The organism is Actinoplanes sp. NPDC024001 (genome assembly GCF_040638955.1).
Classification (GTDB): Bacteria; Actinomycetota; Actinomycetes; order Mycobacteriales; family Micromonosporaceae; genus Actinoplanes.
The window spans coordinates 26,849-39,583 of sequence record NZ_JBEZZB010000099.1; the positions used below are offsets into that span (position 1 = coordinate 26,849).

The window sequence follows — 12,735 nt, forward strand, 5'->3', positions numbered from 1 at the left end:
AGGCCGCGCACCGCCGTGGATCCGGAAGTCCCCTGAGGCGTTCTCAGGGTCTCTCAGCCGCCTCTCAGGAAACTCAGCTCACCGCCACCTGGAAGACGGGCAGTTTGCCGAGTTTGCGGTACTCACGCAGGGCCGCCGGGGTGCTGTCCACCGACGAGTCCTGCCCCTTGTGGTTGCCGGGCGTCTCGAAGTGCACCATCGCCTTGATCGCCGGGAAGTGTTTGATCTGCCGGCCCACCTCGCGGTAGAAGTCGGCCATGTGACTCGGGTTCCGCTTGGAGAACCAGACGCCCCACTCGGCGACCATCAGCGGCTTCTTCGGGTGCTTGGCGCGGACCCAGTTGTAGAAGCCGGGCCAGCCGGGCTTGCTCGCCGAGCGGCGGTTCAGCAGTTCGGCGAAGTCGCCGTGGCCGTAACCGGGGTCGCTGTAGGAGTAGGTGTCGAAGCCGATCCAGTCGACCACGTCGTCGCCCGGGTACATGTGGTTGAACCAGCTCTTCGTGGTGTGCGGGACGTAGGCCATGTGCACCAGCACGGTCACCACGTTGGTCGCGCCCTTGGCGCGCAGCCGCTTGACCACGTGCCGGAACATCGCGGCGTAGTCACGGGCGGTGTAGCCGGAGCCGGCCCGCTCGCGTACCTGATCCTCGGCCTCGTGGTGGATCGCGAAGAAGAACCGCTCGCGGTAGTTCTTCTTCAGGTGTGCCGCCAGCCGGTCCAGGAACTCGTCGGTGCGCCGGTCCCCCTTGGCGATCTTCGCCCAGGTGGTGCTCTCCGGCTTCCAGTTGAGCAGCAGGATCCGCTTGCGCCCGGGCTCCCGGGCGATCGCCATCTCCTGCTCGGTCGGGAAGACCTGCCGGATCCCGCTGTGATAGGCGTGGAAGATCGCCTGGTGGCGCCCGGTCTTGCGCTCGAACTCGGCGAGCGCCCGGGTGCTCTTCTCCTCGGTGTGCGCTCCGGGCGCCACGCCCCAGAGCACGCCGCAGGTCGGCACCAGCTTGGCGCCGGTCCGGCACCGCCGGCGCGGTTCCGGTTCGGCAGGCGGCGTCTCCTGGCGGGCCGGCACGCCACCGAGCAGCGGCGCGGCCAGGCCGCGCAAAACCGGTGATCGGTACGGCCGGAGCACCGGGTCCGGCAATCCCGTGTACCGGGGCAGGACAACCGCGGGTGAGGTGGACGGCAGGGTGGCGGTCGGCGCCAACGTCCGCAGACCCGGCTCGGGCAGCGTGCTCTGGCGCAGCGGTGAGACGTGTCCCGGCAGGGGCGGGCTCATGCCGGGTGTGTCCGCCATCGGCGCGGTGACGGTCGGGTCGCCGGACGGCCCGTACGGCAGTCCGATCTGGTCGGCGCCGCCGGTCCACGCCCAGGCGAGCGTGGCTGTCACCGACATGGCGAAGGCCGTGGTCAGCGCGGCGATATGCAGGAACCGGGAACGGGTCTGTCTCACAATCGCCCAGTATCAAAGGATCATTGCAACTTGTCCAGGAAGCAGTGCTTTTATACCGATTTAAGTCATAGGTGGCTTATATCCGGGTGGTCGAAAGATCCGAACAAGACGCAGAGCCCGGCTCGACCGGCGCGATCGAGGCTGCGAAACTGTCCCCCACATCGTTTGCCAGGGGGATACGAAGTGAATGGTTCGGTACTGCCCGAGGACGTTCTGCGGGACGCCCCGTCCTTCACGCCGCGCCCCTACGAGCTGGCAGACCTCGAACTGCTGCTCTCCGGGGCGTATGCGCCGCTGACCGGCTTCCTCGGCCGCGCCGATCTGGCGTCGCTCGCGCGCCAGGGCCGGCTCGCCGACGGCACCCCCTGGCCGGTCCCGGTCACGCTGGAGATCCCCGCCGAGGTCGCCAGCCTGCTGGATCTCGCCGACCCGCGGCGCCGCACCGTGGTGCTGACCGACCCGGAAGGCGCGCCGGTCGCGGCCATCGAGGTCACCGACGCCTGGCCGACCGGCGAGCAGCGGTTCGGCATCGGCGGCCCGGTGCGCCGGATGGGCGACGGCGGGCACGGCCCGTTCCAGCGCCTGCGCCGCACCCCGGCCGAGGTGCGCGCCCTGCTCCCACCCGGCCGCGTGCTCGGGGTCATCGCCGACCGGCCGCTGCACCGGCCGCAGCTGGCCCAGATCGCGCACGCCGCCCGGACCCTCGCGGCCCACCTGCTGATCCTGATCCCGGTGAGCGGCCCCGGCCCGGACGGTCTGCCGCCCGAGTCGCTGGTCCGCTCGATCTTCGCCGCCCGCGACCGGATGCCACCGGCCACCATCGTGGCCGTTCCCCTGCTCACCCGCCGCGACGAGATGCGCGACGCGCTGCTGCGCGCCCGCGTCGCCCAGGCCTACGGGGTGAGCCACGTCCTCTCCACCGGCGAGACCCTCTCCGGCGCCGGGCTGCGGGTCCTCGTGCCGCGCGAGCTGGCCTACGACAACCGGGACGGCCAGTGGCGCTGGCGTGACGACATCCCGCCGCGCAACCGCCGCCTGGCGATGACCCCGGCCGAGATCGACGACCTGCTGGACCGCGGCTTCCCGCTGCCCGAGTGGCACACCCCGCCGGCCGTCGCCAAGGAGCTGTCCCGGGTCCGCCCGCCGCGCCGGCACCGCGGCCTGGTCGTCTTCTTCACCGGCCTGTCCGGCTCCGGCAAGTCGACCATCGCCCGCAACCTCGCCGACGCCATGCGGGAGAACGGCGAGCGCACCATCACCCTGCTCGACGGCGACGTGGTGCGCCGTGAGCTCACCGCCGGCCTCGGCTTCAGCAAGGCCGACCGGGACCGCAACGTCCGCCGGATCGGCTGGGTCGCCGCCGAGGTGGGCCGGCACGGCGGCATGGCGGTGGCCTGCCCGATCGCGCCCTACGAGGCGGCCCGCGCGTCGGTCCGGCAGATGGCGATGGAGGCCGGCGCCGGCTTCGTCCTGGTGCACGTCGCCACCCCGCTGGAGGTCTGCGAGGCCCGTGACCGCAAGGGCCTCTACGCCCGGGCGCGCGCCGGTCAGCTGCGCGGCATGACCGGGATCGACGACCCGTACGAGGCGCCGGCGAACGCCGAGCTGACCGTCGACACCACCACGATGACCGTGCCGGAAGCGGTCGAGGTGGTCCTCGGCTACCTGGTGGAGAACGGCTGGGTGGAGCCCAAACTGGCGTAACCCCATCACTATCGGCGGGAGTGTGGCGTTACCCCTCTGGGGCGAATCGCCCAAAGCTGGCAACCCACACTCCTCCTGGAAGGCCGCCGAAGACCGATGGAAGCGTCCCGCCCTGCGTCTGCCGACCTCTCGCACTACCTGGGCGCCGTCCGCAGGCACTGGTGGCTCGCGCTGGCGGTCACCGCAGCGGGGTTGAGCGCCGGCGCCGTCCTGTCCCAGACGATGCCCAAGGTGTACGAATCCTCCGCCTCGGTCCTGGTGCAGGCCGTCGATCAGGACACCAACGCGCAGGGTGGCCGGACCAAGGGCGCGGTGAACCTCGACACCGAGGCACAGCTCGTCGGGTCCGGCGCGGTCGCGGTGAAGGCCGCGGCACTGATGCGCGCCGACGTGTCGCCGATCGAGCTGGCCAAGTCCGTCTCGGTGCAGGTGCCGGCGAACACCACGGTCCTGGTGATCACCTTCCGGTCGGAGACGCCCGAGGGCGCCCAGTCCGGTTCGCACGCGTTCGCCGAGGCCTACCTGCGTAATCGGGAGGAGACCGCCCGGGCACAGCTGGACAAGCAGATCCAGTCGCTGAACCTGAAGGTGAAGCAGCTGACCCAGACGCTCACCGGGATCAACGCGAAACTCGCCACGGCCCGGCCGGGCAGCTCCACCGAGAGCAACCTGCAGAGCCTGCGGAACAACTCGCAGAACCAGCTCAACTCGCTGACCGGCCGGCTCAACGAGCTGACCACCACCATGGTCGGCGGCGGCAGCATCATCAGCGACTCGCGCCGGCCGGACGCGCCGACCAGCCCCAACACGCTGCTCAACGTCGGCACCGGCGGCATGGTCGGCCTGCTGCTGGGGTTGGGGCTGGCCTACCTGCGGGAGCGGTTCGACCGGCGGCTGGTGACCGCCACGGACGTCCGGGACCGGGGACGGATCCCGGTGCTCGCGGCTCTGGACGAGCGCAGCACGCCGCACTTCGACGACGTGCTCCAGCCGTACGGGCCGGGCGGGCGGGTCTTCAACCGGCTCCGCAACGAGGTGCTGGCCAGCCTGGAGGGCGGCGACCAGATCATCGTGGTGACCGGCACCAGCCGCGGTTCGGCGAGCACACTGGTCGCCGCGAACCTGGCGGCCGCGCTGGCCCGTACCGGAAGTGACGTCGTTTTGATCGGCGCCCACCTGCCGGACAGTGTGGTGGATGCCGCGCCGCTGGCGCGGATGCTCGGGGTCTCGGCCGTGCCCGGCCTCTCCGACCTGCTGGCCGGCCGGGTGAGCCTGGGCCGTGCGCTGCAGCGCACGCCGCGCATCCCGTCGCTGCGGGTGATCACCACCGGCGGCGCGGCGACCGCGGCCGGTCTCATGCAGTCGCAGCGGCTCAAGGACACCCTGGAGACGCTGCGCCGGCAGAGCCAGTACGTGGTCATCGAGGCGCCCTCCACCAGCAGCAGCGCCGACGCGCAAAGCCTGGCCAGCCTGGCCGACGCGGCGATCCTCGCGGTCGAGCTGCGCCGTTCCCGGCGCCCGGCCCTGATCGACGCGGCCGAGCAGCTGCAGCGGGTCGGGACCCGGCTGCTCGGTGCGGTGGTGATGCCGCGCCTGGCCGCCCTGCAGCCCGGTCAGCTGCCGAGCCCGGCCGTGACACTGCCGGCGCCGGACCTCGACGAGGGCGCTGACGGCCCGACGCAGCAGCTGTCGTTCGCCAGCCGGCAGCGCCCGGGTCAGGACAGTGCCGATGCGACCGCGGTGATCGATCTGTCCAACGCGGGCACCGCGGAGGGCGACGACAAGTGACCGCGGTCGCCCCGGCGCCACTGGCCGCCGGTCCGGCCCACCGTACCGTCAAGAATCGCTCGCTGCCGGCCTGGCCGGTGGCGTGGATCCTGCTGCTCTATCCGCTGTGGTGGGCGCTCGGCCTGGGTGTGCTGATCTTCCCGTTGATGGCCGTGCCGATGCTGTTCCTGCTGGTGCGCCGGCGTGCCGCCGGCCGGCGGCTGCGGCTGCCGCCGGGCTTCGGCTGGTGGGCGGTCTTCCTGCTGGCGGTCGTGGTGAGCATCGCCGCGCTGGGCGCCGACCCGGCCGGGACGGTGGCCGAGCGGGCCGGCGACCGCCTGGTGGCGGTCGTCTACAAGCTTTCGATGTACGTGTCGCTGACCGTCCTGCTGCTCTACGCCGGCAACCTGACCGAGGCGGAGTTCGCCCGCCGCCGGCTGGTACGCCTGCTCGGCGGGATGTTCGTGGTGACCGTGCTGGGTGGCCTGCTCGGCATGGTGGCCGGCACCTTCGAGTTCACCTCGCCGGTCGAGTGGCTGCTCCCGTCCGGGATCCGCAACAAGGGTTTCGTCCGGTCGCTGGTGCATCCGTACGCCGCGCAGATCATGGATCTGGTCGGCGGCGAGAAGCCGCGCCCGGCCGCGCCGTGGGGTTACACGAACACCTGGGGCAACAACTTCTGCCTGCTGGCCGGTTTCCTGGTGGTGGCCGCCTGGGCGAGCCGCAGCGCCGGGAAGAGGGCGCTGGCCGTGCTCTGCCTGGCCGTCTCGGTGGTGCCGGCGGTGGCGTCGCTGAACCGGGGGCTGTGGATCGGCATGGCCGTGGTGATCCTCTACGTGGCGGTCCGGCACGTGCTGGCCGGCCGGCTCTGGGTGATCGGCGCGCTGCTGGTGGCGGCCGGCGCGCTGGCGGTGGCGCTGGCCGCGACGCCGCTCGGCGACACCGTGCAGGCCCGGCTGGACAACGGCAAGTCGAACGGGGTGCGCTCGTTCCTCATCGACAAGGCCCTGGACGGCTTCACCGGATCGCCGGTGATCGGTTACGGCGGCACCCGCAACACCCTCGGCGGGCGCAACTCGATCACCGTCGGTGAGAGCGCCGGCTGCGAGCGCTGCGGCAACTTCACCGTGGGCGGCAACGGCCAGCTCTGGCAGTTGCTCTACGCGCACGGCGCGGTCGGCACCGCCGGCTATCTCGGCTTCTTCGCCTACGGGCTGTGGCGTTTCCGCCGCGACCGCAGCCCCGCCGGGCTGGCCGCGAGCGCCGCGCTGGTCAGCTCCTTCTCGGCGATGCTCTGGTACAACTCGCTGGTCACCCCTCTGGCCTTCATGGTTCTCGCGTACGCGCTGCTCTGGCGCAACTCCATCGAGGGGAACGACTCTTGAGCCCTGTCCGAACCGCACCCGCGGAACTCACCGCCGACGACGCGGCTCTGCGGACCCAGTACCTGAACGAGGTGCTCGGCCTGCTCTACCCGCCGCCGTGCGACACCGACGGCGGTCCGGGTCCGCTGATCGCCGACTACCTGGTCGTTCCGAACGCCCGCCGGCCCCGGCTGCTCGTCCCGTCGGTCTCCCCGGCGGTGGCTGCCGCGGCGGTCCGCCGATATGCCGAGCCGCAGTCCCGGCTGGCCCGGCTGAAGCGGGACGCCGTGGTGGCGGCGGTGCACACCCGTACCAGTGGGCTGCTGTTCCGCGACCGGATCCGGGTGACCGGGCCGGTCTCAGCCGGCATCGACGGCTACCTGAGCGAGGCGCTGCGCCGCGATCTGGCGGTGAGCATCCACATCGGCCCGGCGCGGGCCAACCGCAAGCCGGTGCTGCAGCTGCTCGGCACCGACGGTGACACCTTCGCCTTCGGCAAGCTGGGCACCGGGCCGCTCACCCAGCGGCTGGTCAAGGCGGAGACGGCGGCGCTCACCGCGCTCGGCAACAGCGGGCTGAGCAAGCTGACCGTGCCCCGGGTGCTGCACGCCGGGCAGTGGCGTGGCCTGCAGGTGCTGGTCCAGTCGGCGCTGCCGGTCTGGCTGCCCCGGGCGCCGCTGACCCAGCGCCGGCTGACCGCGGCGATGCTCGACATCGCCGGCTGCTGCGGTTACACCGTCGGGCCGCTGACCAGCAGCGCCTACTGGCACGAGCTGAAGGGCCGGCTGGCCGCGGTGGCGGACCGGCCGGAGGGCGCCGGCCTGGCGGCCGCCGTCGACGTGCTCGCCGCGCACAGCGGCGAGACCACCCTGCGGTACGGGTCCTGGCACGGCGACTGGGCCCCGTGGAACATGGCGAACCTCGCCGACGCGCTGCTGGTCTGGGACTGGGAGCGGTTCGCCACCGGCGTGCCGATGGGCTTCGACGCCGTGCACCACGAGTTGCAGCGGCGCATCCAGTCCACCGGGGACGCCCGGGACGCGGTGGAGGCCACCGTGCAGCGCGCCGACGAGCTGCTGGCGCCGTTCGGAGTGGCGCCGGTGGCCCGGGAGGTCACCGCGCTGCTCTACCTCGTCGACCTGGCCGTGCGCTATCTGACCGACCGGCAGGCGGAGGCCGGCGCCCGGCTCGGCGTGCTCGGCACGTGGCTGCTGCCGGTGCTGATCCGCCGCGTAGAGGAGCTCTAGACACCATGAACGTACGCAACCTGCCCGCGCCGATGAAGCGGGTGGTGCATCTGGGCTCCCGCTCGCTGGGCCGGCTCACCGCGGAGAGCCGGATGCTGCCGTCGTTCCTGATCTGCGGCGGGCAGCGGTGCGGGACCACCTCGCTGTACCGGGCCCTGGCCGCACATCCGGTGGTGCTGAAGGCGGTGCTGCACAAGGGTGTGCACTACTTCGACACGTCGTACCACCGGGGTCTGGACTGGTACCGGGCGCACTTCCCGCTGCTGCGCACCGGCGAGAAGGTGGCCGAACGGTACGGGATGCCGGCGCAGACCTTCGAATCCAGCCCGTACTACATGTACCACCCGCAGGCGGCCGCCCGGATCGCCCGTGACCTGCCGTACGCGAAGCTCGTCGTGCTGGTCCGTGACCCGGTGGAACGCGCCTACTCGCAGCACCACCACGAGGTCGCCCGGGCCTTCGAGTCGGAACGCGACTTCGGCGCGGCCCTGGCCCTGGAGGCGGCCCGCCTGCACCGGCAGGAGGAACGGCTCGCCGAGGACCCGGCCTACTACAGCTTCGCCCACCAGCACCACGCCTACCGGGCCCGCGGCGAGTACGCGCGCTACCTGAGCGTGATGGCGCAGCACGTCGGCCGGGAGCGGATCCACGTGGTGGAGAGCGAGCGGTTCTTCACCGATCCCGGCCCGGTCTACGACGAGGTCTGCGCGTTCCTCGGGCTGCCGTCCGATCTGGAGCGCCCGCCGTTCGAGCGGCACAACGCCCGGGCCCGGCAGAGCGACATGGACCCCGGACTGCGCCGCGAGCTCAGCGCCTACTACGAGCCGCACGACGAGGCGCTGGGCGGCTGGCTCGGGCACACCCCGGTCTGGCGCCGGGCGTGACGGCTACGACGCAGACCCGGGGCGCCGCCCGCGGCGGACTGGCGAACATGGCCGGCTCCGCCCTCGCCGGCGGCACCGGGGTCGTCGTCACCTGGATCGTCGCCCGGGTCCTCGGTCCCGAGCAGGCCGGTGCCTTCTTCGCCGCCACCGCGGCGTTCGTGCTGGCCGGCGGGCTCGCCAAGCTCGGCACCAACACCTCGCTGGTGTACTGGCCGGCCCGGCTGCGGGCCACCGGCCGCAGTCATCTGCTCGGCGCCTGCCTGCGCACCGGCATCCCGCCGGTGGCGGTCTTCTCGCTGGTGCTCGCGGTAGCGCTGTGGGCCGGCGCGCCGGTGATCGCCCGCCTGACCGCCGGCGAGTCCGCGCACGTGGTCGCCGAACACACCGCCGGCCTGCGGGTGCTCGCCGTCTTCCTGCCGCTGCAGGCGCTGACCGACGTGCTGCTCACGGTCACCCGCGGCTACCGGATCATGCGGCCGACCGTGCTGCTGGACCGGGTGCTGCGCAGTGGGCTGCAGCTGGTGGCGGTGAGCGCGGCGGGGGTGGCGACCCTCTGGCTGACCACGTCGCTCCCGGTCTTCGCGGTGGCTTGGGCGGCACCCTATCTGCCGGTCGCTCTTCTTGCCGGGTACGCGGCGCGGCGTGCGTACCTGACCGGCCTGGTCAGCGCGCGCTCCGGCCGCAGTGAGCGCCGGCAGTTGCGGCGCGAATTCTGGCTCTTCACTGGCCCCCGGGCGGTGGCGGCGGTGGCCCAGCTCGCCCTGCAACGGGTGGACGTGCTGCTGGTCGCGGCGCTCGGCGGGCTGGCGCCGGCCGCGGTCTACGCGGTCGCCGGGCGGTTCGTGGTGCTGATCCAGTTCGCCAACCAGGGACTGTCCCAGTCGGTGCAGCCACGTCTCGCCGAGGCGCTGAGCACCGGCGACCGGGCGGCCGCGAACCACCTCTACCAGACCGCGACCGGGTGGCTGGTGCTCGTCACCTGGCCGGTGAACCTGCTGGTCATCTGCGGCGCCCCGGATTACCTGAGGCTGTTCGGCGCGGAGTACACCGCGGGTGTGCCGGTGGTACGGGTGCTGGCCGGGGCGATGCTGGTGGCCACCGGCTGCGGGATGGTCGACATGGTGCTGGCGATGGCCGGGCGCACGTCGGCGAACCTCGGCAACGTACTGATCGCGCTGACCGTGATGATCGGCCTGGACGTGCTGCTGGTGCCCCGGTGGGGCGCGCTCGGCGCGGCCGCCGGGCTGGCCTGCGCGATGGTCGTCAACAATCTGCTGCCGCTGGCCCAGGTCTACCGGGGCACCGGCCTGCATCCGTTCGGGCCGGGCACCCGGACCGCCGCGCTGCTGGCGGTGTGCTGCTTCGGCCCCCTGATCTTCGTTCCGACCGCCGTCGTGGTGGCCGTGCCGGCCTATGTCGCGGGGGCCTGGCTGCTGCGCGAACGGCTGATGCTCCGCGCATTCATCCCCATGAGGAGGACGAGTTGACCAGCGACTACACCCAGGTGTTCCAGGACACCGAGGCGGTCGAGAAGTACGAGAGCGTGACCTACGCCCCGGACAGTTACGCCTCGCAGATCAACGACCGGCAGCGGGATTACCTGCGGGCCCTGGTGCGCCGCGAGTTCCCCGAACATCAACCGGTGCAGCACGACTTCGCCTGCGGCACCGGGCGGGCGATCCGGGCCCTGCACGGCCTGGTCCGCGAGGCGCACGGCTACGACACGTCGGCCGAGATGATGGCGAAGGCGGCCGAGGTCGGCTCGCGGGCGTACTGGCACCAGGTGCCGATGGACGGGCCGGTGCCGACCCCGGTGGCGGGCGGCTTCCCGGCCCTGGTGACGCTCTTCCGCCTGCTGCTCAACGTGAACGAGGGCGTCCGGGACCGGGCGCTGGCGTTCGCCGCCAAGGTGCTGCCGCACCGCGGCTCCGGGCTGCTGGTCGTGGAGAACCACGGCAACAGCGGGTCGATCCGGCACCTGCGGGCCCGCCGGCACCACGGCGAGCGCTGGTTCGCCGAACTCTCCCACCAGGAGGTGGAGCGGCTGCTGGCCCGGCACGGTTTCGAGATCGTCGAGCGGCGCGGGTTCTCCATGCTCACCCCGTCGCTGCACGACCACCGGGTGGCCCGGCTCGCCGACGCGGCGGCCCGGCGGCTGCCCGGCAGCGACGCGTACGCGGTGAACGTCCTCTACACCGCCCGGCGGGTCCATGCGTAGGGGTGTCGCGGCCGTCGCCGTCGCGCTGCTGCTGGTCGCCGGCTGCACCTCGGACCGGAAGAAGAAGCCCGAGCCGGAGCCCGCGCCCGATCTGACCAGCCCGCCGAAGGCGGTCGCGATCGACCCCGGGCCGTTCCAGGCCGGCCCGTTCCAGCCGCCCGAGCACGGCGCCTACTTCGGCGCCTGGATCAAGCCGGACGAGCTCACCCACGTGGGCCGGATCGCGGCGGTCGGCGGGCTGGAGGAGTCACTCGGCCGGCGGCTGGACTTCATCAACACGTACCGCCGGTTCGACCAGCTGATGGGCACCGCGTCGGACAAGGAGTTCCTGTCCCAGGGCGCCAACCTGATGATCAGCTGGGCGACCGGGGACAACCGGTCCATCCTGGCCGGTGAGCACGACCGGCTGATCCGCCAGCAGGCGCGGGCGATCCGGAAGATCAAGAAGCCGGTGCTGCTGCGCATGCGGTGGGAGATGGACCGGCCCAACCTGCGGGCCACCATGTGGTCCGGCGCCGACTACATCGCCGCCTGGAAGTACGTCCGGAAGATCTTCGAGCAGGAGCGTACGAAGAACGTGTCGTGGGTGTGGTGCCCCACCGCGGAGGGCTTCGTCCGCGGCGAGGCGCCCGACTTCTACCCCGGCGACGACCAGGTCGACTGGACCTGTGTGGACGTTTACGCCGGCGCCCAGTTCCAGCCGATCGGCAAGCTGATGGGCCCGTTCCTGGACTGGGCCGCGCAGCGCCCCAAGCCGATCGTGATCGGTGAGTTCGGGGTGGCGAAGGCGTGGGGATCGGCGAACCGGGCCGCGTGGCTGGCCGATGCCGAGCGGACCTTCAAGGCGAACAAGCAGATCAAGGCGGTCGCCTACTTCGAGTCGAATCCGGAGGGCAACGGGCCGAACCAGCAGTTCCAGCTGACCGGAGACGAGGCGGCGTTCGGCGCCTTCCATTCGCTGGTCCGCGACCCGTACTTCAACCCGGCGGCATAGCCCGCGTCAACGGGCCGGCTCCAGGAACTCCAGCCGGTTGCCGTGGCCGTCGGCCGAGTAGAGCCGCCGGTGACCCGGGAAGTGGGGATCCCACTCGACCGGGTGGCCGGCGGCTTCGAGGGCCGCGGCGAGGGCGTCGAGATCGCTGATCAGCACGCCCGGGTGCGACTTGCGGGCCGGGGTGAAGTCGGGCACCGGGCTCAGGTGCACCTCCCAGCCGCCGGCCCGGAACCAGCAGCCGCCGCGGGCGGCGAGCACCGGCGGCTTCACCACCTCGGCCATGCCGAGGACACCGCTGTAGAAGTCGCGGGCGACGCCTTCGCCGTTCGGCGGGATCAGCAGCTGCACATGGTGCAGATCATCGATTCGGAACCCCATGGCGAGACTTTAACAGTACGATCGTACTGCTACTAGGTCCGGAAAAGTGTCGTACACCTGTTCCATAGTTAGCGGGACAGAGAGAGCACGACTCCGGGGGTGTCACCGATGTCCTTCCGCGACGACTTCTTCGAGCGCCAGAGCGAGATCATCGAGGAATACGGGTGGGCCGTCGTCCACGTGCTGCCGTCCGACGACGACCCGGAAGGCTCGGTGCCGTTCGCCTACACGGTGGGGCTCACCGGTTTCGGCTTCCCCGAGCTGGCCATCGCCGGGCTGGACCCGGAGATCGGCCACCAGATCCTCAACGAGCTGGCCTGCCGCCTCTGCGACGACGGGCTGCGACTCTGCCACGGCCTGCGCATCCCCGACCTGATCGTCGACCAGGAGGTGGTGATCGTCGCGGGCGAGGCAACCGAGGAGGTGTTTCCCGGCGCCGCGCTCGCCCGCTATGGCGATGATCGCGTGCACCTGCGGCAGGTGGTCTGGCCGGATCTCGACGATCGTTTTCCCTGGCAGGAGGGCTATGAGTCGCTGCTCTACCCACAGCCGACGATCGGCGCGCCGCCGGCCGGCGTCGCCGCCCGATGCCGCGGTTTCCGCGGCATCCCGCGCGGCCATGGCCGCCGCCGCCCGTCGGCGGGCGCTCCTCCCCGCCGCTCGCGGACCGTGATCACACCGTCCTGCTTCAGGTGCTCGATGGCCAGGTCGATGCCCGCGTCCAGATAGAGC

At 71.9% G+C, this 12,735-nt stretch carries 11 protein-coding genes; 9 read left to right on the forward strand and 2 right to left on the reverse strand.

Translation table 11 applies throughout. The features are described 5' to 3' along the window. Positions 1-73: 73 nt before the first annotated feature. Positions 74-1,447: a glycosyl hydrolase gene (locus AB0F81_RS32015; protein WP_360203267.1), complete on the reverse strand. Its 1,374-nt coding sequence runs from the start codon at positions 1,445-1,447 to the stop codon at positions 74-76. A gap of 183 nt (positions 1,448-1,630) precedes the next feature. On the opposite strand from AB0F81_RS32015, the gene cysC reads away from it, so the two are divergent. The 8 genes from cysC to AB0F81_RS32055 all read left to right on the forward strand — a co-directional run bounded on the left by cysC (position 1,631) and on the right by AB0F81_RS32055 (position 11,625). Beyond that, the gene (gene cysC / locus AB0F81_RS32020; protein WP_360203269.1) at positions 1,631-3,151 is read left to right on the forward strand and encodes an adenylyl-sulfate kinase; all 1,521 of its coding nucleotides are present in this window, start codon (positions 1,631-1,633) and stop codon (positions 3,149-3,151) included. A 96-nt stretch (positions 3,152-3,247) separates the two neighbouring features. Next, the gene (locus AB0F81_RS32025; RefSeq protein ID WP_360203271.1) at positions 3,248-4,939 is read left to right on the forward strand and encodes a Wzz/FepE/Etk N-terminal domain-containing protein; all 1,692 of its coding nucleotides are present in this window, start codon (positions 3,248-3,250) and stop codon (positions 4,937-4,939) included. Next, entirely contained in the window at positions 4,936-6,303 is a 1,368-nt protein-coding gene (locus AB0F81_RS32030; RefSeq protein ID WP_360203273.1) for a hypothetical protein, read from the forward strand. Before AB0F81_RS32025 ends, AB0F81_RS32030 begins: the two co-directional genes overlap by 4 nt. After that, positions 6,300-7,529: a hypothetical protein gene (locus AB0F81_RS32035; protein ID WP_360203274.1), complete on the forward strand. Its 1,230-nt coding sequence runs from the start codon at positions 6,300-6,302 to the stop codon at positions 7,527-7,529. Before AB0F81_RS32030 ends, AB0F81_RS32035 begins: the two co-directional genes overlap by 4 nt. A gap of 5 nt (positions 7,530-7,534) precedes the next feature. Further along, complete coding sequence (locus AB0F81_RS32040; RefSeq protein WP_360203276.1) at positions 7,535-8,413, forward strand: sulfotransferase domain-containing protein; 879 nt, start codon at positions 7,535-7,537, stop codon at positions 8,411-8,413. Further along, positions 8,410-9,900 (forward strand): MATE family efflux transporter, encoded by a 1,491-nt coding sequence (locus AB0F81_RS32045; protein ID WP_360203278.1) that lies wholly within the window; start codon positions 8,410-8,412, stop codon positions 9,898-9,900. The genes AB0F81_RS32040 and AB0F81_RS32045 overlap by 4 nt, the downstream gene beginning before the upstream one ends. Further along, on the forward strand, positions 9,897-10,631 hold the full coding sequence (locus AB0F81_RS32050) for a methyltransferase domain-containing protein (RefSeq protein WP_360203279.1): 735 nt from the start codon (positions 9,897-9,899) through the stop codon (positions 10,629-10,631). Before AB0F81_RS32045 ends, AB0F81_RS32050 begins: the two co-directional genes overlap by 4 nt. Continuing rightward, positions 10,624-11,625, forward strand: coding sequence for a glycosyl hydrolase (locus AB0F81_RS32055; protein WP_360203281.1), 1,002 nt, complete (start codon positions 10,624-10,626; stop codon positions 11,623-11,625). The genes AB0F81_RS32050 and AB0F81_RS32055 overlap by 8 nt, the downstream gene beginning before the upstream one ends. Positions 11,626-11,631: 6 nt before the next feature. On the opposite strand, the gene AB0F81_RS32060 is transcribed toward AB0F81_RS32055, so the two are convergent. Then, positions 11,632-12,003, reverse strand: coding sequence for a glyoxalase (locus AB0F81_RS32060; protein WP_360203282.1), 372 nt, complete (start codon positions 12,001-12,003; stop codon positions 11,632-11,634). Between the two features lie 108 nt (positions 12,004-12,111). Between AB0F81_RS32060 and AB0F81_RS32065 the strand changes: the two genes are divergently transcribed. Further along, positions 12,112-12,732, forward strand: a complete 621-nt coding sequence (locus tag AB0F81_RS32065; protein ID WP_360203283.1) for a DUF4262 domain-containing protein — start codon at positions 12,112-12,114, stop codon at positions 12,730-12,732. Positions 12,733-12,735: the final 3 nt, after the last annotated feature.

What these genes read in the sequence shown, in the direction of transcription:
- AB0F81_RS32025 (WP_360203271.1), top strand. Translation starts at nt 3,248, where the DNA reads ATGGAAGCGTCCCGCCCTGCGTCTGCCGACCTCTCGCACTACCTGGGC.
- AB0F81_RS32040 (WP_360203276.1), top strand. Translation starts at nt 7,535, where the DNA reads ATGAACGTACGCAACCTGCCCGCGCCGATGAAGCGGGTGGTGCATCTG.
- AB0F81_RS32055 (WP_360203281.1), top strand. Translation starts at nt 10,624, where the DNA reads ATGCGTAGGGGTGTCGCGGCCGTCGCCGTCGCGCTGCTGCTGGTCGCC.
- AB0F81_RS32060 (WP_360203282.1), bottom strand. Translation starts at nt 12,003, where the DNA reads ATGGGGTTCCGAATCGATGATCTGCACCATGTGCAGCTGCTGATCCCG.
- AB0F81_RS32065 (WP_360203283.1), top strand. Translation starts at nt 12,112, where the DNA reads ATGTCCTTCCGCGACGACTTCTTCGAGCGCCAGAGCGAGATCATCGAG.